The organism is Pseudomonas sp. JDS28PS106, assembly GCF_036706555.1.
Classification (GTDB): Bacteria; Pseudomonadota; Gammaproteobacteria; order Pseudomonadales; family Pseudomonadaceae; genus Aquipseudomonas.
Genome location: NZ_JBAJGT010000001.1, coordinates 158,589 through 180,675, shown reverse-complemented (window position 1 = coordinate 180,675; position 22,087 = coordinate 158,589). Strand labels below are relative to the sequence as shown.

The 22,087-nt window shown below is 62.6% G+C and carries 17 protein-coding genes and 1 pseudogene; 8 read left to right on the top strand and 10 right to left on the bottom strand.

Annotated features, from left to right (window positions below):
• Nucleotides 1–59 precede the first annotated feature (59 nt).
• From TRP66_RS00755 to TRP66_RS00745, 3 genes are read right to left on the bottom strand one after another with little or no spacing between them, the layout of a single operon-like run.
• Nucleotides 60–1,451, bottom strand: a complete 1,392-nt coding sequence (locus TRP66_RS00755) for an efflux transporter outer membrane subunit (protein ID WP_333399408.1) — start codon at nt 1,449–1,451, stop codon at nt 60–62.
• The gene (locus tag TRP66_RS00750) at nt 1,451–4,582 is read right to left on the bottom strand and encodes an efflux RND transporter permease subunit (protein WP_333399407.1); all 3,132 of its coding nucleotides are present in this window, start codon (nt 4,580–4,582) and stop codon (nt 1,451–1,453) included. Before TRP66_RS00750 ends, TRP66_RS00755 begins: the two co-directional genes overlap by 1 nt.
• Before the next feature lie 10 nt (nt 4,583–4,592).
• Nucleotides 4,593–5,777 carry an efflux RND transporter periplasmic adaptor subunit gene (locus TRP66_RS00745; protein WP_333399406.1) on the bottom strand — a complete coding sequence of 395 codons (1,185 nt, stop codon included), beginning with the start codon at nt 5,775–5,777 and terminating at the stop codon, nt 4,593–4,595.
• A gap of 151 nt (nt 5,778–5,928) precedes the next feature.
• Here TRP66_RS00745 and TRP66_RS00740 point away from each other — a divergent pair, with 151 nt between their 5' ends.
• From TRP66_RS00740 to TRP66_RS00725, 4 genes are all read left to right on the top strand, one after another.
• The gene (locus TRP66_RS00740) at nt 5,929–7,323 is read left to right on the top strand and encodes an ATP-binding protein (RefSeq protein ID WP_333399405.1); all 1,395 of its coding nucleotides are present in this window, start codon (nt 5,929–5,931) and stop codon (nt 7,321–7,323) included.
• On the top strand, nt 7,320–7,982 hold the full coding sequence (locus TRP66_RS00735; protein WP_333399404.1) for a response regulator: 663 nt from the start codon (nt 7,320–7,322) through the stop codon (nt 7,980–7,982). The genes TRP66_RS00740 and TRP66_RS00735 overlap by 4 nt, the downstream gene beginning before the upstream one ends.
• Before the next feature lie 66 nt (nt 7,983–8,048).
• Nucleotides 8,049–8,708, top strand: coding sequence for a TIGR02466 family protein (locus tag TRP66_RS00730; protein ID WP_333399403.1), 660 nt, complete (start codon nt 8,049–8,051; stop codon nt 8,706–8,708).
• Between the two features lie 180 nt (nt 8,709–8,888).
• Nucleotides 8,889–10,535, top strand: a complete 1,647-nt coding sequence (locus TRP66_RS00725; protein WP_333399402.1) for an acetolactate synthase large subunit — start codon at nt 8,889–8,891, stop codon at nt 10,533–10,535.
• 194 nt (nt 10,536–10,729) lie between these two features.
• Here the strand turns inward: TRP66_RS00725 and TRP66_RS00720 are convergent, their stop codons facing one another.
• A complete protein-coding gene (locus tag TRP66_RS00720; RefSeq protein WP_333399401.1) occupies nt 10,730–10,939 on the bottom strand; it encodes a DUF2945 domain-containing protein in 210 nt (69 codons plus the stop codon).
• Nucleotides 10,940–11,015: 76 nt separating this feature from the next.
• The gene (locus TRP66_RS00715; protein WP_333399400.1) at nt 11,016–11,507 is read right to left on the bottom strand and encodes a GNAT family N-acetyltransferase; all 492 of its coding nucleotides are present in this window, start codon (nt 11,505–11,507) and stop codon (nt 11,016–11,018) included.
• 227 nt (nt 11,508–11,734) lie between these two features.
• Between TRP66_RS00715 and TRP66_RS00710 the strand changes: the two genes are divergently transcribed.
• Both TRP66_RS00710 and TRP66_RS00705 read left to right on the top strand, forming a co-directional pair.
• The gene (locus tag TRP66_RS00710; protein WP_333399399.1) at nt 11,735–13,090 is read left to right on the top strand and encodes an MATE family efflux transporter; all 1,356 of its coding nucleotides are present in this window, start codon (nt 11,735–11,737) and stop codon (nt 13,088–13,090) included.
• Nucleotides 13,091–13,190: 100 nt separating this feature from the next.
• Nucleotides 13,191–13,775, top strand: coding sequence for a TetR/AcrR family transcriptional regulator (locus tag TRP66_RS00705; RefSeq protein ID WP_442965154.1), 585 nt, complete (start codon nt 13,191–13,193; stop codon nt 13,773–13,775).
• A gap of 18 nt (nt 13,776–13,793) precedes the next feature.
• Here the strand turns inward: TRP66_RS00705 and TRP66_RS00700 are convergent, their stop codons facing one another.
• Together TRP66_RS00700 and TRP66_RS00695 are read right to left on the bottom strand one after the other, a co-directional pair.
• Complete coding sequence (locus tag TRP66_RS00700; protein ID WP_333399397.1) at nt 13,794–16,484, bottom strand: beta-glucosidase; 2,691 nt, start codon at nt 16,482–16,484, stop codon at nt 13,794–13,796.
• Complete coding sequence (locus TRP66_RS00695; RefSeq protein ID WP_333399396.1) at nt 16,481–16,723, bottom strand: hypothetical protein; 243 nt, start codon at nt 16,721–16,723, stop codon at nt 16,481–16,483. Before TRP66_RS00695 ends, TRP66_RS00700 begins: the two co-directional genes overlap by 4 nt.
• A gap of 828 nt (nt 16,724–17,551) precedes the next feature.
• Here TRP66_RS00695 and TRP66_RS00690 point away from each other — a divergent pair.
• The gene (locus TRP66_RS00690; RefSeq protein WP_333399395.1) at nt 17,552–18,781 is read left to right on the top strand and encodes an acyl-CoA dehydrogenase family protein; all 1,230 of its coding nucleotides are present in this window, start codon (nt 17,552–17,554) and stop codon (nt 18,779–18,781) included.
• 41 nt (nt 18,782–18,822) lie between these two features.
• Here TRP66_RS00690 and TRP66_RS00685 read toward each other — a convergent pair whose 3' ends face one another.
• The 3 genes and pseudogenes from TRP66_RS00685 to ftrA form a co-directional block, all read right to left on the bottom strand.
• Nucleotides 18,823–19,923 (bottom strand): sigma-54 interaction domain-containing protein, encoded by a 1,101-nt coding sequence (locus TRP66_RS00685; protein WP_333399394.1) that lies wholly within the window; start codon nt 19,921–19,923, stop codon nt 18,823–18,825.
• 10 nt (nt 19,924–19,933) lie between these two features.
• Nucleotides 19,934–20,068, bottom strand: a pseudogene (locus TRP66_RS00680) (acyl-CoA dehydrogenase family protein); the annotation flags it as partial.
• A 237-nt stretch (nt 20,069–20,305) separates the two neighbouring features.
• Nucleotides 20,306–21,259, bottom strand: coding sequence for a transcriptional regulator FtrA (gene ftrA / locus TRP66_RS00675; RefSeq protein ID WP_333399393.1), 954 nt, complete (start codon nt 21,257–21,259; stop codon nt 20,306–20,308).
• 132 nt (nt 21,260–21,391) lie between these two features.
• On the opposite strand from ftrA, the gene TRP66_RS00670 reads away from it, so the two are divergent.
• Entirely contained in the window at nt 21,392–21,997 is a 606-nt protein-coding gene (locus TRP66_RS00670; protein ID WP_333399392.1) for a DJ-1/PfpI family protein, read from the top strand.
• Nucleotides 21,998–22,087 lie beyond the last annotated feature (90 nt).

The following is a 22,087-nucleotide window of genomic DNA, read 5'->3' as shown; positions in this document are numbered from 1 at the left end:
AGTCAAGGCGTCAACACCAATGATGTGCCTGCTGCCAGGGGTGGCCGCGGCCGCGCACATCACGCCGATGGCTCGACGGGACCAGCCTGCCATTCGCCGCCGAGGGTTTTATACAAAGTCACTCGGTTGGTCTGCTCGGTCAATTTCAGGTTGATCAACGACTGCTGCGCGGAGTACAGGGAGCGCTGGGCGTCAAGCACGTCCAGAAAACTCTCTGAGCCTTGCTTGTAGAGTGCCAAAGACAGCTGGTAGGCGGTGTCAGTGGCCTCGGTCAGGTTGCTCTGGGCATCGAGCCGCTCTCTGATATGGGCACGGACTGACAGCGCATCGGCCACTTCACTGAACGCGGTTTGCAAAGTCTTTTCATAGGTCGCTACTTCGATTTCAGTGTTGACCTTTGCTGCATCCAGGCTGGCGCGGTTGCTGCCGGCGTTGAAGATCGGCAGGTTGATCGAAGGCGCGAAACTCCAGGCACGGCTGCCCCCTTTGAAGAGCCCGGACAGCTCGCTACTGGCGCTGCCGCCGCTGGCGGTGAGCGTAATGCTTGGAAAGAATGCAGCCCGTGCCGCCCCTACGTCGGCGTTAGCCGCTTTGAGCGTATGTTCGGCGGCCAGCACATCCGGGCGACGCTGCAGCAGGCTGGATGGCAAGCCTCCCGGCACGCTTACCAGCACAGTGGTGTCGAGTGGCTCGTCGCCCGGAAGCATCCGGTCGTCCAGCCGTTGACCCACCAGCAGCTCCAGAGCGTTACGGTCCTGCTCGACCTGGCTGGCATAGTTGGCTGCATCGGCGCGGGCCGACTCGACGGTACTGCGCGCCTGCGCCAGGCTCACGCCAGATTCGCCGCCCAGCCCGTGGCTCTGCTGCACCAGTGCGTAGGTCTTCTGCTGACTGGCATAGGTGTCGTCAGCCAGTTTCAACAGCTGCTGGTCGGCGGCCAGGGTCATCCAGGCGGTGGCCACCTCGGCCACCAGGCTCAGTTGCGTACTACGACGGGTCTGCTCCAGCGAGAGGTACTGTTCCAGAGCAGCGTCCTTGAGGTTGCCCAGGCGACCGAACAGGTCCAGCTCGTAGCTGACGTCCAGCCCTGCGCTGTACTGGCTGCTGAGCGCCGAACTGCCGTTGGACACCGCGCGTTGCCGGGTACCGTCGGCCGTTGCCGAAACGGTCGGGAAAAGCTCGGCGCGCTGGATGCGGTACTGTGCCCGCTGGTACTCGACATTCAGCGCTGCCACTCGCAAGTCGCGGTTGTTGGTCAGCGCAAGGGCGACGGTATCACGCAGGCGAGTATCGATGAACAGGGACTGCCAGCCGATATCGGCGTTTGCGGTGCCGGTGGCAGGGCCGGTCGGCCACTGTGCCGCCACCGGCGCCGCAGGGCGCTGGTAGTCGGGAGCCAGGTTGACGCAGCCGGCCAGGGCCAGCGCCAGCAAAAGAGGGGACAGTCGCATCAGGCTTCTCCTGCAACGGTATCGGCAGTGCTGGGGCGTCGGCCGGCCACGCGCTGCACCAGTACATAGAACAAGGGAATGAAGAACAGGCCAAGCACGGTGGCGGTGAGCATGCCGCCCAGCACGCCAGTGCCGATTGCCTGCCGGCCCCCTGCACCCGCGCCACTGCTGACGGCGAGTGGCAATACCCCGAGAATGAAGGCCAGCGAGGTCATCAACACCGGGCGCAGGCGGATGCGTACCGCTTCCAGGGTGGCGCCAAGCAGGTCTTCGCCACGCTCGTAGCCTTCCTTGGCAAACTCTACGATCAGAATCGCATTCTTCGCCGCCAGGCCCACGGTGGTCAGCAGACCGACCTGAAAGTACACGTCGTTGGCCAGGCCACGCAGGCCGGTCAGCAGCAATGCGCCGAGGATACCTACCGGGACCACCAGCATCACCGCGAACGGTACCGACCAGCTTTCGTACAGGGCGGCCAGGCACAGGAAGACGAACAGGATCGAGATTGCGTACAGCAGCGGTGCCTGGTTGCCGGCCAGCCGCTCCTGGTAGGACTGGCCGGCCCAGGCATAGCCGATACCTTCAGGCAGCTGAGCCATGATCTCCTCGACCGCAGTCATGGCGTCGCCGGAGCTGACGCCGCTGGCAGGCTCGCCCACCAGCTCGTACGAGCCGAAGCCGTTGAAGCGTTCCAGCAATGGCGAGGCCGTGCTCCAGGTGCTGCTGGTGAAAGCGGACAATGGCACCATCGCGTCGCTGTCATTGCGCACGTACCAGGCGCCGATGTCCTCCGCCAGCATGCGCTTGTCGGCCTCGCCTTGCAGGTAGACTTTCTTGACCCGGCCGGCGTCGATGAAGTCGTTGACGTAGCTGCCGCCCATCACCGTGCTCAAGGTGTCGTTGATGTCGCTGGCCGCAACGCCCATGGCGCCGGCCTTGCGGTCGTCGATACTCACATCCAGCTGCGGCGTGTCTTCCAGCCCCTGTGCACGGACATTGGCCAGGCGTGGATCCTTGGCCGCCAGGCTGATGAACTGGTCGCGAGCCTTGAGCAGCTCGGCGTGGCCAAGGCCCCCAAGGTCCTGCAGCTGCACGTCGAAGCCGGAACTCTGGCCCAGGCCCTGGATAGCGGGCGGAGCGATGACGAATACGTTGGCATCGAGGACTTTCGACAGCGCCATATTGGCCCGCCGCGCCACGGCCGTGGCGCTGTGCTCGTCGCCCTGGCGTTCACTCCAGTCCTTGAGTTTGATGAAGCCGCGTCCGGAGTTCTGTGCATTACCACCGTTGCCCAGGCCGCGCACAGTGAGGATCGACGCCACCTCCGGCTGTTGCAGCATGTAGGCCTGAACCTCGCGGCTGACCGCCTGCAGGCGCTCGTCGGTGCCGCCGACCGGCAGCGTCATCTGCATCATCAACATGCCCTGGTCTTCCTCGGGCAGAAACGCCGTCGGCAACTTCTCGAACATCAGCGCCACGCCGCCCAGTACCAGGGCGTAGACCAGCAGGCTGCGCAATGGCCGCGCCAGCACCTTGCCGACGCCCTGCTGGTAGCGCTGCGAGGTGCGCTCGAAGTTGCGGTTGAACCAGCCAAAGAAGCCGCGCCGCGTTTCACTATGGGCTGTCGACGGTTTGAGCAGGGTGGCGCACAGGGCCGGGGTCAGGGTCATGGCCACCAGTACGGACAGGGCCATCGCCGCCACCAGAGTCACCGAGAACTGGCGGTAGATTATCCCGGTTGAACCACCGAAGAACGCCATGGGAATGAACACGGCCGACAGCACCACGGCGATACCGATCAGCGCGCCGCTGATCTCGCCCATCGACTGCCGCGTTGCCTCCCGGGGCGCGAGACCTTTTTCGGCCATGATGCGCTCGACGTTCTCCACCACCACGATGGCATCGTCCACCAGCAAGCCGATGGCCAGTACCATGCCGAACATGGTCAGGGTGTTGATCGAGTAGCCAAGCAGTGACAGCACGCCGAAGGTACCGAGCAGCACCACCGGCACGGCGATCGCCGGAATCAAGGTGGCGCGCAGGTTCTGCATGAACAGGTACATGATCAGCACCACCAGGGCGATGGCTTCGAACAGCGTCTTGACCACTTCCTCGATGGAGATCTTCACGAAGGGCGCCGTGTTGTAGGCCACTTCACTGCGCAGCTGAAGCTGACTGGGGAAAAACTTCTCGAGTTCCGCCAGCTTGGCCTGCACCGCTTCGGACACGTCGAGGGCATTGGCGCCAGTCGCCAGGCTCACCGCCAGGCCGCCGGACGGCCGGCCGTTATGCTCGGCGACTACATCGTAACTTTCGCTGCCAAGCTCTACCCGGGCCACGTCGGCCAGGGTCACCACGGCGCCGTTGCTGGCGTACTTGAGCACCAGTTCACGGAACTGTGCGGCGGTCTGCAGCTTGCTGCGGGCATTGATGCTGGCGTTCAGCTGCTGGCCGGCGCGGGCGGGAAGGGCGCCCAGCTGTCCGGCCGAGGTGTCGACGTTCTGTGCTTCCAGCGCGCTGCTGACGTCCGACGGCATCAGCGAGAATTGCTTGAGCTTGTCCGGATCCAGCCAGATGCGCATGGCATAGCTTGAGCCCAGGGTCGTCACATCGCCCACGCCGCTGACCCGGCTGATCTGGTCATAAAGGGTGCTGGAGATGAAGTCGCTGATATCGGTGGCGCTGACATCGGGGTTGCCCGATACCAGGGAGATGATGATCAGGAAGTCGCTGGACGAGTTGTTGACCTGGATACCCTGTTGCTGGACCGTTTCGGGCAAGCGTGCCTTGGCCTGTTCCAGCTTGGTCTGAACCAGCATCTGTGCGGTGTTGACATCGGTCCCCGCCTCGAAAGTCAGCGTGATCTTGGCGCTTCCGGACGAGCTGCTGGTGGCAGACATATAGGTGAGGCCATTGAGGCCGGTCATTTGCTGCTCGATGACCTGGGTCACCGAGTCCTCCATGGTCTTGGCCGAGGCGCCGGTGTAGGTGGCGCTGAGGCTGATCTGCGGCGGAGCAATGTTGGGATACTGTGCCAGCGGCAATTTGAAGATGGCGAGACCGCCACCGAGCATGACGAGAATCGCGATGACCCAGGCAAAGATCGGCCGGTCGATGAAAAAGCGTGCCATGTAATGCGCCTCAGTTGCTGTCGTTATGGGCGGTCAGGGCACTGTCCCGCACTTGCACTTGCTGACCGACGCGAACCTTTTGCAGGCCCTGAACGATCACTTTTTCACCCGCGGCCAGTCCCTTGCTGACCCACCAGCGGTTATCCACCGCCCGGGCCAGGGTCAGTTCGCGCTGCTGAACCTTCCCGTCGACGACCACCAGTGCGGTGGCGCCACCGCGCTCGTCGCGACTCACCGCCTGCTGCGGCACCAGAATGGCGTCTTTTTGTACGCCTTCCTGCAACGTCGCCTTGATGTACATGCCTGGCATCAACAGGCCATCCGGATTGGGCACCACCGCGCGGAAGGTCACGCTTCCGGTGCTCTCGTCGACACTGACGCCGTTGAAGGTCAGGGTGCCGGCGTGGGCGTAAGTGCTGCCGTCTTCGAGCTCCAGGCTGACGCGCGTGGCATCTGCCTGCCCGCTGCGGGCGAGCTTGCCTTCGGCCAGCTCGCGCTTGAGGCGCAACAGAGTACTGCTCGGCTGGGTGAAGTCGACGTAGATCGGATCCAGCTGCTGGACAGTGGTCAACGCTGTAGTCTGTTCGGCGGTGACCAGCGCGCCCGGGGTGACCGTCGAGGTAGCGGTACGGCCGTCGATCGGCGAATTTATACGGGTGTAATCGAGGTTGATCTGCGCCGTGCGCTGCTCGGCCAGAGCTGATTGCAGGCTGGCCTGCGCCTCAAGCAGGGACGACTGGGCACTTTCATTGTCTTCGGCGCTGATGGCGTCGATTTTTACCAACTGTGCATCGCGTCTGGCTTTCAGTTCGGCGGCCTTGAGCGTGGCACGGGCTGAACTGACGGTGGCCTTGGCCTGAGCCAGCGTTGCCTGATACTGCTGCGGGTCGATCTGGTAGAGTGCCTGCCCGGCCTTGACCGTATCGCCTTCGTTGAACAGGCGCTTCTGTATGATGCCGCCGACCTGAGGACGGATCTCGGCGATCAGGTGTGCGCTGGCGCGGCCGGGCAGAGTGGTTTCAAGCGCCTGGGCCGTGGTGGTGACTTCATACACCGCCACTTCTTGCACCGGCGGGGCGCCGGCATCGGTTTCGGCCTCGCGGCAACCGCTGATGACGAGCAGGCCGGCGCCGAGCAGCAGAGCGCGCGCCAGAGGCGAACGCGCAAACAACAGAGAGTGGAATAACGTAGGCATCGCAAGCTCCGACCCAAATGATTTCGATGGGCCAAGCGTGCGCGGCAATTGTGCAGGCATTGTGCAGAAAGCGTGGAGATTGTCCGCAGCGCCTTGCGGCATCAGGGTCTGCACGGTTCAATAGCCGTCATTTCGATGTGCCGGCGGTGCCATGAGAGTCAGTCTTACGCGCAAGTTCTTCTTTGCCATGCTCGCAGTCTGTGCGTTCGCCGTGCTGGGTATGGTGTTCGCTGCGTACCTGAGCCTGAAGTACGGTTTTCTCGGCTACCTCAACCAGCAGGCCGAGGAGCGCATGGATCGCATCGTGCCGCGTATCGAACAGGCCTATGCGCGCCATGGCAGCTGGGACTTCATTCGCCGTGACAAGGACCAGTGGTTCGAACTGCTGCGTCCGGACGATACCCCGCCGGACAAGACCTTCGACCCCAGCCTGCTGACTGTCTCGGACCTGACCGGCGCCTTCGTGCGCTTCGCATTGCTCGATGCCGAGCGCCAGCCGATCATTGGTTACCAGACGGCCAGCAGCGACATGCTGCTGCGCCCGATCCGCTATCAAGGCCAGATGGTCGGCTGGATGGCCCTGGCGCCGCTGCAGTCGGTCACCAGCGTCGGCGACCGGCGTTTCCAGCTCAATCAGTTGCGCTCCAGCCTGTTGATTGGCCTGGCCTGCCTGTTGGCCACGGCCGTGATTGCCTGGTGGCTGACCCGCACACTGCTGCGACCCATCCGCGAAGTGGCCCGCGCGACGCATCGCCTGGCGGCGGGCGATTATGCGATCCAGCTGCCGGTACGCTCGGCCGACGAAGCCGGGCAACTGGCCGGTGACTTCAACCGTATGGCCGCCACTCTTGCCAGCAATGAACGCATGCGGCGCGATTTCATGGCCGATATTTCTCACGAGCTGCGCACGCCGCTTGCAGTCATGCGGGCTGAGCTTGAAGCCATGGAAGACGGCATTCGCCCGGTCGACGGCAATTCGCTGCGCTCGTTGCAAGGCGAGGTGGGCGCGCTGAGCAAACTGGTCGATGACCTGTTCGACCTGTCGTTGGCGGAGGTCGGTGGCCCGACCTATCGCCGTGAAAGCATCGACTTGTGTGTGCTGCTGCCAGTGGTGGCCGAGGCCTTCCAGGCCGGCTTCGCCGAGCGCGGCCTTGCGCTGCGCCTGGAACTGCCGGATCAGCCACTGTGGGTGCTGGGTGATGAGTCGCGACTTGGCCAGCTGCTGCACAACCTGCTGGAGAACAGCCGTCGTTATACAGACGCTGGGGGCCACACCGTGCTGCGGGCGCTGCAGAGCGGCGGGCGAGTGCTGGTGCAGTGCGAAGACACCGCGCCCGGTGTCGACGACGTCGCGCTGGCCCGGCTGTTCGAACGTTTCTACCGCGCCGAGCGCTCGCGTAATCGCGCCAGCGGCGGTACAGGGCTTGGCCTGGCGATCTGCCGTGGCATCGCTGAAGTACATGGCGGCGAGCTCACGGCCAAGGCTTCGGTCATGGGCGGATTGCTGCTGACCCTCACACTCCCGGCTGCTGGAGATCCTGCATGAGCCAGATTCTGCTGGTGGAAGATGAACCCAAGCTTGCCGCCCTGGTGGGTGACTACCTGCGCGTCGGCGGCTACAGCGTCGATCATCTGGCCGAAGGTCTGGCCGTCATCCCGGCGATCCGTCAGGGGCAGTACGACCTGATCCTGCTCGACCTGATGCTGCCCGGCCGCGATGGTCTGGACATCTGCCGCGAATTGCGCAGTTTTACCCAGATGCCGTTGATCATGATGACCGCCAGGGTCGATGAGATCGACCGGCTGCTGGGGCTGGAGCTGGGCGCCGACGACTATATCTGCAAGCCATTTTCGCCCCGCGAACTGGTCGCCCGGGTCAAGGCCGTGCTGCGCCGCAGCGGCCAGCAGGGGCCCAGCCTGGGGCTGGAGCTCGACGCGCGCACGTTTCAGGCGCGCTACAAGGGCGTACTGCTCGACCTGACGCCCGTCGAGTTCCGCATGCTTGCGGCCCTTGCCGTACGTCCAGGCCAGGTACTGTCCCGCGACCAGCTGATGAACCACATCTACCAGGACCACCGGGTGGTGGCCGACCGTACCGTTGACAGTCACGTGAAGAACCTGCGGCGCAAGCTCACGGCAATCGCGCCGGGACATGATCCGCTGCGGTCGCTTTACGGCGTGGGATACAGCCTGGAACTGGAATAAAAGCCGGCTGAACGCTCTGTGACGCCAATGATTCTCTACCCATGGTAAGCGACCGGGAACACCTCGATGCAGCCGCAACAACATTTCGATTCAGACGCCATACAAATAGCCAGACTGTTCGTCACGCCCGTGGCGAGTGCGGTACATCCCCAGGCAGAGCTCTTGAACGAGCAGCTGCGAAGGGTGATATATGAACGGATGCAAACCGATCAGGGCACATCTCATAGCAACGAGGGTGGGTGGCAGTCCAGCGCAGACTTCGCAGAGTGGGGCGGCGAGGCGGCGCGTTTGCTTCTGGATTTCGGGTTGGCATTCGCGAATCAGCTGACCGCGGTACAGAGCCCGTCGGATGGCCTGATCGAGCCGGCTTTCCAGTGGAAACATGCCGCCTGGGCGAACGTGAATTTTGCAGGGCACTCGAATGCGCTGCATGGCCATCCTGGCGCATACTGGTCCGGCGTTTACTGGGTGGACGATGGTGGCCGCCAGGCGGATCCGTCGGTGGGCGGCGACCTGGAATTCCCGGATCCCCGTGGAATGGTGCCTTCGGTCTACAACCCCGCCCTGCGAATGCGTATCGAGGGCTGTCTGACGGCGGGTTACAGCACTTCCGTACAGCCTGAAGCGGGCACCTTTGTCATGTTTCCCTCATGGTTTAAACATTCAGTGGCAACCTACCGCGGAAGCCGGCCTCGGATTTCCATAGCGTTCAATTTCGGCGTCTGACTACCACGGACCCTGCGAATCACACAAGATATCGAATCGATTGGCACACAGACGTGCCCTGATGTGGGAAAGTGGCGTCCGAAATTTCATGTCGCCCGTTCAAGCGATGTGAACGGGCCTTAAACGTGGCCCGGTTCATGACGTTTCGAAAACACATCTAGCCCGATAGGAGAAACAAAGATGGCCAAGGCCGCCGATGTCGTTGTGCAGTGCCTGGAGAACGAAGGGGTCGAGTATGTGTTCGGCATCCCCGGCGAGGAAAACCTCGATCTTCTGGAATCGCTGCGCAAGTCGCAGATCAAGCTGGTACTGACCCGTCACGAGCAGTCCGCGGGTTTCATGGCCGCCACCTATGGCCGCCTGACCGGCAAGACCGGCGTCAGCCTGTCGACCCTGGGTCCTGGCGCGACCAACCTGGTGACCGCCGGCGCCTACGCCTACCTGGGCGGCATGCCGATGCTGATGATTACCGGCCAGAAGCCGATCAAGAAATCCAAGCAGGGCCGTTTCCAGATCCTGGACGTGGTCGGCATGATGCAGCCGCTGACCAAGTACACCCATCAGCTGGCGTCGGCAGACAACATCCCGTCGCGCGTGCGTGAGGCCTTCCGTCTGGCCGAAGAAGAAAAGCCGGGCGCCGTGCACCTGGAACTGCCCGAAGACATCGCCGCCGAGCAGACCGACAGCCTGCCGATCACCCCGAGCCTGAGCCGTCGTCCGCTGGCCGAGCACAAGGCGATCCAGGCCGCCGTCGACAAGATCCGCAATGCCCGCAGCCCGATCCTGGTGATCGGCGCCGGCGCCAACCGCAAGATGACCGCCAAGGTTCTCAAGCAGCTGATCGACAAGACCGGCATCCCGTTCGTCACCACCCAGATGGGCAAGGGCGTGGTCGACGAGCGTCACCCGCGTTTCCTGGGCAACGCCGCGCTGTCGGCCGGCGACTTCGTGCACCGCGCCGTCGAAGCCGCGGACCTGATCGTCAACATCGGCCACGACGTGATCGAGAAGCCGCCGTTCTTCATGGTGCGTGGCGGCACTGAAGTCATCCATATCAACTTCCGCTCCGCCGAAGTCGATCCGGTGTACTTCCCGCAGGTCGAAGTGATCGGCGACATCGCCAACGCCGTCTGGCAGATCGGCGAAGCGCTGACCGAGAATCCGGCGCACTGGGACTTCACCCGTCTGCTGACCATTCGCGAAGCCAACGAAGCGCAGATCGTCGAAGGCGCCGACGACAACCGCTTCCCGGTCTACCCGCAGCGTCTGGTCGCCGACATCCGTCGCGCATTGCCGTCCGAAGGCATCGTGGCGCTGGACAACGGCATCTACAAAATCTGGTTCGCCCGTAACTACAAGGCGCACAAGCCCAACACCGTTCTGCTGGACAACGCCCTGGCGACCATGGGCGCCGGCCTGCCATCGGCCATGGCCTCGCACCTGGTGTACCCGGACCGTCCGGTGATCGCGGTGTGCGGTGACGGTGGCTTCATGATGAACAGCCAGGAGCTGGAAACCGCGGTTCGCCTGAAGATGAACCTGACCGTGGTGATCCTGCGTGACGACGGCTACGGCATGATCCGCTGGAAACAGTCGAACATGGGCTTCACCGACTTCGGCCTGGACTACGGCAACCCGGATTTCGTGCAGTACGCCCAGAGCTACGGCGCGCAAGGCCATCGCGTGGAAAGCGCCGAAGAGTTCCTGCCGCTGCTGGAACGTTGCCTGAGCACCCCAGGCGTGCACGTGGTGGACTGCCCGGTCGACTATTCGGAGAACGACTTCATCCTGAACGTCGATCTGAAGAGAAGAAGTTCGCTGGTGTAAGGCTGAACGCCCATCGCCTATGGATCTTGCCTCTGCGTAGGAGCGGATTCATCCGCGATCTGCCGCTTTGCGGCAGTAAAACAGGCAAAGCGGTTTTAAGATGAACCGCGTTGTTTCCATCGCCAGCAAGCTGGCTCCTACAGATTGGGCGTAGGAGCCAGCTTGCTGGCGATCTGCCGCGCAGCGGCAGCAAATCATCCTTTATGCAACGCGCCTTCCTTGTGCATAGCCAGATGCCCGGTCTTGTCGCTTTTGACCTCGTATTGCGGTTCGTCCTTGGAGGCAGGACGATGCTTGCCCATGAATTCCACGTCCTTGGTGTGCACCTTGGTGACCTTGCCGTGGATCTCGCCCGCCTCGGAATTCCAGCGTACGGCATCGCCCGTCTTGAACCTGGTGGTCATTGCAATCTCCCGCAGCGCGGCTCGCTGCTGTGATGGTCGGTCCAGTAATGAGCCTGACGAGGGGAGAAAATTCCTCTTACAGTTCCATCACCATCTCATGCCACGCCATCCCGCCATGGTCGGAGGCCGAAGGCCTGACGTAGCGATAGCCCATCCGGGTGTACAGCGGCACATGACGCTCCTTGCACATCAAAGAAATGCTGCGCTTGCCCATGCGTTTCATGCGCTCGACAAACTCTGTCATCAGCGCGCCGGCATGGCCCTGGCCCTGGTGCGCCGGATCGACCACCACCGACATGATCACCACATTCGGCGCCTCTGGATCATGGCCAATCAGTTCCTTGAAGGCTTCATCGGACATCACCACCTCGTGGGCGCAACCAGCGTTGATGAAGCCAATGATGCGACCCTCGACCTCCAGAATCAGAAAGCCCTGCGGGTACTGCGCGATGCGCGTCGCGATTTTCTGCTCGGTGGCGGCTTCGTCACCTTCGTAGGCGCTGATCTCAATCTGGAAGCAGCGGGCGGTATCGTCAGGCGTGGCGTTGCGAAAGTGGCGAGGGATCATTACGGGTTCCGTTTTTGGCCCGGGCGGGCAGGTGCGGGATGACGCGGGCAGCCGCGTGATGCGCGCTATTTTCCATCAAAAGCCTTTCAGGCGCGACCGACCCTTCGAGTCCGGACGTCGCGACAGGGGCTCAGCGGGCGCAAAGGCATGGCGAGTGCGTGCCCGTGCAGGTAGACTGCCGCGCTTTTCCGGGCGGGCCGTGTTCCACGCACGGTCGGTCGTCAGAGGTGAGGCAGTTGGGCGCAAGGTTTACCGAAGGGGCAGTGGCGCGACATGTGACGGTCATGATCAGTACCAGCGCCGTCAGCCTGTTCGCGGTGTTTCTCGTGGACATCCTGACCCTGGTCTACGTCGCCATGCTGCACGCCCCGGTGCTGCTGGCGGCGGTGGGCATCGCCAAGGTGCTGGTGTTCAGCAATACCGCGCTGGTATCGGGACTGATCATCGCCGGCACTTCGGTGCTGTCGCGGCATATCGGTCGGCACGGCAACGGCGCGATCGCCGGGCGGACCTTCAGTCTGTTGTTGCTGGTCACCGTGGTGTCGGCAGTCGCCGCCGCGTTGCAACTGGTGTTTTCAGCACCGCTTATGCATGTGCTCGGCGCCGATCAGGACACGGCACAGGCGGCCCGTGATTTTATCCTGCTGGCGCTTCCAGCCACCGTCCTGCAGGCTGCGATGCAAATGGCGGCGCAGATTCTGCGCGCTGCCGGACATAGCAGTCGGGCGTTATGGGTCATGCTCTCGGGCGCGGCGACCCTGGCGATTGCCGATCCGTTGCTGATTTTTGTCCTAGATCTCCAATTGCGGGGCGCGGGACTGGCCTATGCACTTTCGGCGATAGTATCGGCCACGCTGGGTGTCTACTGGGTGCGCGACAAGGTCGGCCTGCGCTGGGCGCCGGATGTCCGATCGATCCGCGCTCACTGGGCGGAAACGCTGCGCATCGGACTGCCGGCGGTGATCGCCAGCCTCGCGACACCGGTCGCCATCGCTTATCTGATGGCCTCGGTGGCGTCGTTCGGCGTCGAGGCGCTGGCGGCCATGACCGTCGTCGACCGCATCACCCAGTTCGCTTATTGCGTGTTCTTCGCCATTCCGGGCGCCCTGGCGCCGGTGCTTGGACAGAACGTGGGCGCCGGGCTGGCAGGGCGAAGCCTGGCGGCGGTGTCTTTCACCCGTAGGCTGGCGCTGGGCTACGGTCTCTTGGCCTGGGCGATGATCGCCTGCGCACAACCCGCGCTCGCCGCGTACTATCATCTCGATGGAGCCGGCCTGGCGCTGCTGCGGATGTTTTGCCAGTACGGCGGGCTGTTGTGGGCGCTGATCAGCCTGGACTTCGTGAGTCAGGCGGTATTCGTCACCCTGGGCCGTCCGTGGCTGCTGACGCTATTCGCCTGGCTGCGGGTGACCGTGGGCGCCATCCCTTTTATCTGGGCAGGAGCGCACTGGTTCGGCAGCGGCGGGGCGGTGCTGGGGATGCTCGCCGGCAACGCTCTGATTGCCATGGCGTCGACCCTTGCCGCATCCTTGGCGGCGCGGCGCTTCTTCCAGCGCCCGTGCGGCACCGCAACTTTCCAATGATTCGAACGACAGGGTGAATGGACGATTTATGCCTCTCGATGGACCAGAAAGCGACACGCAGACGCCGGCGACCAAGCGGCGCAAGGCGCCCAAGGGCGAGATGCGCAGAGCCGCGCTGCTGGACGCGGCGACCCAGGTGTTCGCCCGCGACGGCTATTCCAGCGCGTCGATGAGGGATGTGGCGCAGATCGCCGGGATCACCACCGTCGGCCTGCTGCATCACTTCCCCAATAAGGTCGCGTTGCTGACAGCGCTGCTTGAGCGGCGGGACCAGCGGGTGGTCTCGCGCTTCGAGCAATTGGTGATGGAGCCGACGCTGGAGGGCTTTCTGCGATTTGCCCGGGAGAGCATGAAGTTCAGCATCGAAGACGCCGCCGAATGTCAGGCGTCGATGGTGATGAATACCGAAAGTCTCGCCAAGTCCCATCCCGCGTGGGAGTGGTACAAAGACCGGTTCGACGCGACCCATCGCCATGCGCAGGCCCACTTGAATATGTTGATCGAGCAGGGGCAGATTCGCGCGGATGTCGAGGTGGCGCTGCTGGCGCAGGAACTGTTTTCAGTGATGGACGGCCTGCAGATCCAGTGGCTGAGAAGCCCGAAGACGGTGGACGTCATGCGGGTCTTCGACCGTTATCTGCATCGTTTGGGGAAGGATCTGGCGATACGCCCGGCTCATTCCTGAGCCGGGCGCTTGGTGGGCTTAGTAAGCCTGGGAGTCGCTGACTTGCACAGCCTTCTGCAGCGGTTTAGGCAGCGGGTTGCTGTCGCGGGTGGTCAGTTTCTCCGGGTACAGGGTCACCAGCGTGCGATCCAGCGGCAGGTTTTCCGAGTCCGGACCTACCAGGATGCGGAACTTGCCGGCATCGACATCCCAGCTGGCGGTGTTGTCGACGTAGTAGGCCAGCGAGCGTGAATCAAGCGGGATGGTGACCGTCTTGCTTTCGCCCGGCTTGAGCCAGACCTTGGTGAAGCCCTTGAGCTCTTTCTCCGGGCGATCCACCGCCGGCTTGATCGGACGCACGTACAGCTGCGCCGTTTCGTAGCCTGCCTTGTCGCCGGTGTTGGTGACCTTGAACGAAGCCTTGATGGTGGTGCCCGGCGTCATCACATTGGTCGACAGCTTCAGGTCGCTGTACTCATAGGTGGTGTAGGACATTCCGTAGCCGAACGGATACAGCGGCTTGGCGTGTTTCTTGTCGTAACCGCGATAACCCAGATACAGGCCCTCGCTGTAGGTCATCTCGGTCAGCGCGTTGTCGCCGACGTACAAGGACGGATCGTTATAGGACGCGTAGGTCGGGTTGTCTTCGAACTTCTTGTCCAGAGTGATCGGCAGCTTGCCTGACGGGTTGACCTTGCCGAACAGGATCTCGGCGATGGCCTGGCCGCCTTGCTGACCGGCGAACCACGTCTGCAGGCTGGCGCCGACCTTGTTGGCCCACGGCTGCATGTTCAGACCGCCACCGCTGTGCATCAGCACGATGGTGTTGGGGTTGGCCTTGGTCGCCCAGGTGACCTGCTCGGCCTGATACTCAGGCAGATCGTTGCTGCGGTCGCTGGCTTCGCCTTCGTATTCGGCGGTCATGCCGGTGGCCATGACCACGGCATCGTACTTGGAGAGATCCTTCGGCGGACGCAGCGACGCCCAGCTCATCTGCACGCCGGTCAGGCCGCCCAGGGTCGGGATGAAGGAGCCTTCCAGACGACGGTATTCGAGCTTGACGCTGTATTCCTTGCCCGCCTGGAGGCGAGCGGTCTTGCCGGAATGGGCGACTGCCTTGACCAGGTCGGTGGACGGCGACTTGCCGTCGCTTTCCAGCACCAGTTCATCGTTGACCCACAGCTTGTAAGGGCCGTCCGCGCGTACCTTGAAGATCTGCTCGCCGCTGATGGTTGGTTTGATCGTGGAAGTGAAGCGCGCAGAGAACGCGCCCGCTGCCGGGTTGAAACCCGAAACGGTCGTGGTGCCACCGTCGGTGATGTTGGTGCTGGTGGTCCAGTTCAGGTTCACGCCCGGTTCGACGCGGGTCAGGGCCGGATCACCGGACAGCTCGGTGTTAGAGAAGTACTCGGCCTTCACGCCGCTGTTGTGAATGCCGTTCTGGCCGCTGGCCGGCTGATACCAGACCGACGTCTTCGGATTGAGCGACATTTCCTTGATGAATTCGACGTTACTGCTCGAAGACGCCAGTTGCTGCAGACCGCTCAGCTCGGTGACATAGGTGGTGGGCTCGGAGCTGGCGGTACCGAACGGCGAGGCCGGCACGTCGTAGGCCAGATTGCCGATCACGGCGATCTTGGCGTCGCGCGCCAGAGGCAGCAGCGGCTTGCCGCTGGAAGTCTTCTCGTTGCGCAGCAGGACGATGGATTCACGCGCCATGTTCAGCGAGGCGCGCTGACCGTATTCCGGATGCTCCAGGGTCTGGGCCTTGTTGATGCTCTTGTCGAAACCGTAGCTGACCAGACCGCGCAGGTTGCGTTTGACCTTGTCGTCGATGACGTTCTGGGTCAGCTGACCGCTCCACAGGTACGGCAGCAGCTTGGCTTCGGTGAATTGCAGGCCGGACGGCATGTCGATGTCAGTGCCGGCCCAAGCGCCTTTGAACGCGTCGGTGACCGAGTTGAAGTCACTGATCACGAAGCCCTGGAAGCCCCATTCGCCCTTGAGGATGTCGGTCAGCAGATGATGGTTTTCGCAGGCGTAGTCGCCGTTGATCTTGTTGTAGCCGCACATGATCGACGCGATGTTGCTGTTCTTGACCAGCGACTCGAAGCCCGGCAGGTATAGCTCGCGCAGGGTGCGCTGATCGGCGATCACGTTCAGATAGTGGCGGTTGGCTTCCTGCTCGTTGGCCAGGTAATGCTTGCTGCCGGCCTGAATGCCCTGGGCCTGGATGCCGTTGACGATGGCCGGCCCAAGCACCGCGCCCAGGAATGGATCCTCGCCGCTGACGTGTTCGGCGCTGCGACCGTTGAGCGGCGTGCGGTACATATTCATGCCGGGGGAGAGCATCTGCTGACCGCCGGAAATGCGTGTTTCATAGCCGATCGCCAGGCCGAATTCCTTGGCGCGGTTGATGCTCCAGGTCGCCGCCAGCGCGGACTGCGACGGGTACTGGGCGCCGAATGTTGCGTTGTTGACGTGCACGCCCATCGAGGAGTCGTAGGCGACTGTGCCTTCCATGCCCCATTTGGCCAGACGCGGAATCATCCGGCCGTCATCGACGCGGATGAAATTGATCTTCTCGGAGATATTCATGTTGTCCAGGGTCGAGCTGACCCGGGCTTCGACTTCATTGCCGCTTACAGGACCCGCTGCCAGCACCAGGCTAGCCTGGGAAACGCTCAAGGCCAGCAGGCTCAGGCTCAAGGTGTGTTTCAGGGCGCTCATGGCTGCTCCTCCTGGGTCTGGTCAGGCGCGTCGTCAGTCGCCATCGGCGCGTCGAGCAGCGCGGAAGAGGTTTTCGCCGCAGGCAGCTCGACCTTGTCGGCGCCGGTGATCTGCTCGCGCTTGGCGTCGATCTGGAGGCGGGTCTGCTGGTCGGAGGAGGCCTGTGCAGAGTCGGAGTCCGCGGCCATCACGGTAAAAGTGCTGGCGCAGAGAACCATCGCGCTGAAAACAGACAGCATGGGTCTAGTCATCGATCAATTCTCGATAAGTATGGAAATGGAGTTTCACGGCATATCAGATGCTCTGATCTGACAGAGCCGGTGACTAAGTGTGGCGTTGAGCCGAAAAGTTCAGTGCCTCGGAAAATATCCGGGCAGAAGTTTATGGGTTTTCTGGAGTGAGGGGTTATTTGATTGTCGAGACAACTTGAAAATAAACAACTAATTGCTTTGTCTGTGCTCAAGAAGCGTAAAAACACCAGTACGTGGCTGTAAGCCAGTTATGTATAGCGAAAAATCGCGGATAACCGCAATTTTATTGATGCTCGAAAAACCTAGTTGCAATTAGGTTTTGTGCTCTGATATGCTTGCCTTATGCATCGGTTCCGCTCTGGATAAGTTGTTCGTTGATAGGGCGTGGATATGTTGGATAATCGCCCTTCAGCCATAAGTCTGATGCTCTGTTGAGTATCGCCAGCAAGCTGGCTCCTACGCCTTCCCCTGTAGGAGCCAGCTTGCTGGCGATAAGAGATATCAAAATCGGGCGAAACTGTTGCCCCACGAACACTTGAACCGCAACTTGCTGAGAATCGCCGGCATCGGGCAGCCGTTTCGGCCCTGAAAACAGGCACCGCCGGGCTGGCACGATAGATGCTCTGTCACTACCGAGCGCGACTATACGAGTAGAGGCTCCATTTCTTTTCGTGAGTGTTCGGGAGCCTCATCAATGTTCGTCAAGCTGCGCAGTACCTCTGCCTACGTTGTGTTTTCCGCCAATGGTCTTGCCTGGCCGGTCTGTTCGATGACTCCCGACTCTGGAACATTGCCTTCTGATACGGGAACCGACGCATGACCCAATCAACTGTCCTGAAGCCTTCTTCGCACTCTTCGGCGCCTGCCTCAGCTCTTAGCGTCGAAACCCTGCTGACCCGTGCCGAACGGCTCCTGCCCGAGATCGGCACAGGCTCGGCGACCCGCGAACGTGAGCGCCAGCTGCCGTTCGACGCAGTACGCCAGATCGCCGACGCGTTGCTGTATACCGTGCGCATTCCGGTGCGCTACGGCGGCCCCGGTGGCTCGGTTCGCGACGTGATCGGGCTGCTGATCCGCATCGCCTCGGTGGACTCCAATGTCGCCCAGGCCTTGCGCCCCGGTTATGGCTTCGTCGAGGGCTTGCTGGCGTCGACGGCCGAGGGCGCCGAACAGGAGCGTCTGCGCTGGTTCGAGCGCTATCTGCAAGGCGCGGTGCTGGGCAATGCCGGCTGGGAGGTCGGCGGAGCGAACGGCGCGATCAGTGCGCGTATCGTCGCCGAGGGCGAGCATTATCGCGCCACCGGCAGCAAGTTCTACAGCACCGGCTCGCTGTACGCCGACTGGGTCAGTGCCGTGGCGCTGGACAAGGACGATCAGCCGGTGTCCTTCGTGGTGCCGCGCGGCCGGGAGGGGCTGGAACTGCTGGACGATTTCGACGCCATGGGCCAGCGCCTCACGGCCAGCGGCACCACTCGGCTCAACGACGTCAAGGTGTACGCCAACGAAATACGCACCCGGACCGTGGAAGAGGGCAAGCGGACCATCGTCACCCCCTTTCTGCAACTGTTCCTCGCCGCGGTGCAGGCGGGGATCGCCCGTAATGCCTTGAACGACGCGGTGTGCTTCGCCCGCGAACATGCCCGGCCGATCAAACACAGCAGCGCCACGCGCTCGGTGGATGATCCTTATGTAGAACTAAGCGTCGGAGAGATCTCGGCGCGGGCCTACACCGCGCAGGCCGTGGTGCTCAGTGCCGCTGACGCCATCGACCGCGCCTGGGCATCGGGTCTGGACCCAGCGGCCGTGGATCAGGCAGCCATCGAAGTGGCCCAGGCACAATACATCGCCGCCGAATCGGCATTGAAAGCGTCCGAGAGAGTGTTCGATGTGGGCGGCGCATCCACCACCGGGCGCGGACACAATCTGGATCGCCACTGGCGCAATGCGCGCACCGTTGCCAACCACAACCCGCGAGACTGGAAGGCCGCCGCGGTCGGCGCCTGGCAGCTGAAAGGCACGCCGCCGCCGACGTCCGGACTGTTCTAGACAGAGCATCGCCGCTGCCAGACCGGCAGCGGCGTCCAAAGTCAGATCGACAGTTTGAGGACCCGCTCGTCCTGGGTCGCGTCGCCACGCCGGCGCTTGTTGACGGCCAGTTCGCCCATCTTGATCAGCCGCGCGCGGGTGACGTTGCGGCTCAGGCCCAGCAGATTGGCGGTGTGCACCTGGTTGTAATGGCTGAAACGGTAGGCCGAGCGCAACAGCAGGTCCTGAACCGTATCGTGCAACGCGCCGGCCTGCTCTTCGAACAGGCGCTGAAACAGACGGTCCAGCGCAGCCTCGGCGGATTCGTCCACCGTGGGCGAATCGTCCTGACGCTCGATGCGCATGTTCGACAGACGCAGATCGTCGCGCTGGATTACGCCGTCGCGGCAAATCAGCAGGGTGTGATGAATGACGTTCTCCAGCTCGCGGATATTGCCCGGCCAACTGTAGTGGCGAAGCTTGTGCTCAGCGTCGGGCGACAAGGTGATGGCGCCGTAGCCCAGACGCTTGCAATACAAGTCGATGAAATGCCGTGTCAGCGGCAGGATATCGCCGGGACGGTCGCGCAGCGGCAGCAGTTCCAGGCTCACCACATCGAGCCGGTAGTACAGATCCTCGCGGAAATGCCCGGCATTGATGGCTTTCTCCAGCTGCACGTTGGTCGCGGCCAGTACCCGGACATCGATCGGAATGCTCTTGCGCGAGCCGAGACGCACCACCTCGCGTTCCTGCAAAACGCGCAGCAGCTTGACCTGGATCGGAATCGGCAGGTCGCCGATCTCATCGAGAAACAGCGTGCCGCCATTGGCTTCCTCGAACCAGCCGGCCTTGGCGGCGAGCGCTCCGGTGAAGGCGCCTTTTTCATGGCCGAACAGCTCGGCTTCCACCAGCGATTCGGAAAACGCGCCGCAGTTGACGGCCACGAAGGGCTTGTTGCGCCGCGCACTCAGGTTATGGATGTGCCGGGCCACCAGCTCCTTGCCGGTGCCAGTTTCGCCGATGATCAGGACGCTGGCGTCGCTGGGCGCGACTTGATGCAGGTGGGCCAGCAACGCTTTGGACTTGGGGTCCTCGAACACTTGCGCCGTCGCGCGGATCGAGGTGGCAAGCGCCGGGGAGGGGGGTAAGGTCAACAGCTGCATGGTCTGAGCCTCATGAATAGAAAGTGGGGACGGGATGCGAGCGATTGAGTGCCCATTCGCCCAGCTCGTGAATTTTGTAGTCCAGCGGGTCATGCAGGCTCTGAGTGCGCAGGTTGCGCCAGTGACGATCCAGCCCGACCGCGCTCTTCACAGGTCAGCGAGTGCCAGCAGGCGACTGGGCTTGATACTAAATGATCTAAAAAACGATGGATAAATACCGAAAGCTTATTAGCTTATGACCGGTCGGCGGGCAGGGCAGGTACAGGTGCTGTAGGAGCCAGCTTGCTGGCGATGAACGATGACAAGGTATGTCAGATATGCCGCTCCATTTGCGATTGATCGCCAGCAAGCTGGCTCCTACAAACGTTGTGATGAGCCGGCCTCAGGCGCGGGCGAACTGTTTGCGATAAGTGCTCGGGCTGACGCCGACCATATTGCGAAAGTGACGCCGGAACGACTCTTCGGAACCGAAACCGGCGCGGTCCACGACGTCATTGAGGCGCAGCTTCGAGGACTCCAGCAACTCTTTGGCATAGGCCACGCGTTCGCCCAGCAGCCACTCGTAGGGGGTCAGCCCGGTGCTTTCCATGAAGCTGCGATGCAGGGTGCGGGTACTGAGCGCCGCGCGTGATGCCATTTCCTTAATCGTGTGCGGTCGTTGCAGGTCGCTGCGGACCCAGTCCGTCAGGTTGGAAATCGGACCGTCTGCTGCCGCGACCAGTTGCCGTGAGGCGTACTGTGACTGGCCGCCCTCGCGGTGGGGCGGAATCACCATGCGCTGGGCCACCATATTGGCGACCCGCGAGCCGTGATCGTTGCGCACCAGATGCAACATCATGTCCAGGCCTGCGGCGGAACCGGCGGCGGTGACGATGTCGCCTTCATCGACGTACAGCTCGTTGGGCTGAATGATGAGCCCCGGATACATGGTCGCCAGCAGATCGGTGTAGCGCCAATGGGTCGTCACCTTGTGACCCTCGAGCAGCCCGGCGGCGGCCAGTACGAACGCCCCTGTACAGATCGAGCAGATCCGCGCGCCACGGGCGTGGGCCGCCTGCAGCTGTTCGATGAGCCGCGGCGGCACCGCCGATTCGACGCCACGCCAGCCCGGCACGATGATGGTATCGGCATTCTCCAGCAGCGCGTCGCCGGGCGTTGGCACGATGGTGATGCCGCCCGCCGCCGTGATCGGCCCGTCGTCCACCGCGCAGGTCGCGAACTCGTACCAGCTCACGCCCAGCTCCGGGCGCTTGAGGGCGAAAACTTCCACCGTGCAGCCGAATTCGAAGGTACACAACTGGTTGTAGATGAGGGCAACGACGAGGTGGTTTTTCATGGCGGGATGTTACCGAATATTGGCATTTCGGACAGTGGTCCGGCCTGATCCTACTCAGTAATCTGCTGCCTGTCACCACGGTGCAACTTCAATCTGCAGCAGGGCCTGCCATCAGCCCCGGGAGCCATTTTCGTGTCACTCAATATCGGTATCTACGTATTTGACGAAGTCGAAGTGCTCGACTTCGCCGGCCCCTACGAAGTGTTCACTACCGCGACCCGCATGCATGGTCGCACCAGCCGCGATGCGCAGCCTCTGTTCAACGTTTTCACCATCGGCGCCACCAAGGCATCGGTCCGTGCTCGCGCTGGCCTCAAGGTCGATCCCGACTACGCGTTCGACGATCACCCGGCCCTGGACTGTCTGATCGTGCCAGGCGGCGTAGTCACCGCCGAAATGGAAAAGCCCGAGGTGATCCGCTGGATCAGCGAGCAGTCGGTTCCGGGACGTGTGGTCGCCTCGGTCTGCACCGGCGCCTTCATGCTGGCCAAGACCGGCAAGTTGCACGGCAAGCAGGTCACCACCCACTGGGAAGACATCGACGACCTCAAGGAAATGTTTCCCACAATCGACGTGTTGAGCACCCTGCGCTGGGTCGATGAAGGCGCCTTCGTGACCTCGGCGGGCATTTCAGCCGGTATCGACATGTGTCTGCACATGGTCGAGCGCATGCACAGCCGACCCTTGGCCGAGCGCACTGCGCTGCAATTGGATTTCGACTGGACGGAAAACGACTGAGTCTCCGGCTGCACAAGCGTTCTGCATTCCCCCCGCCAGTTCCGGGTCGGCCGACCGTACGCCAGCCTGCTCGCGGGGGTTCCTGTCTTT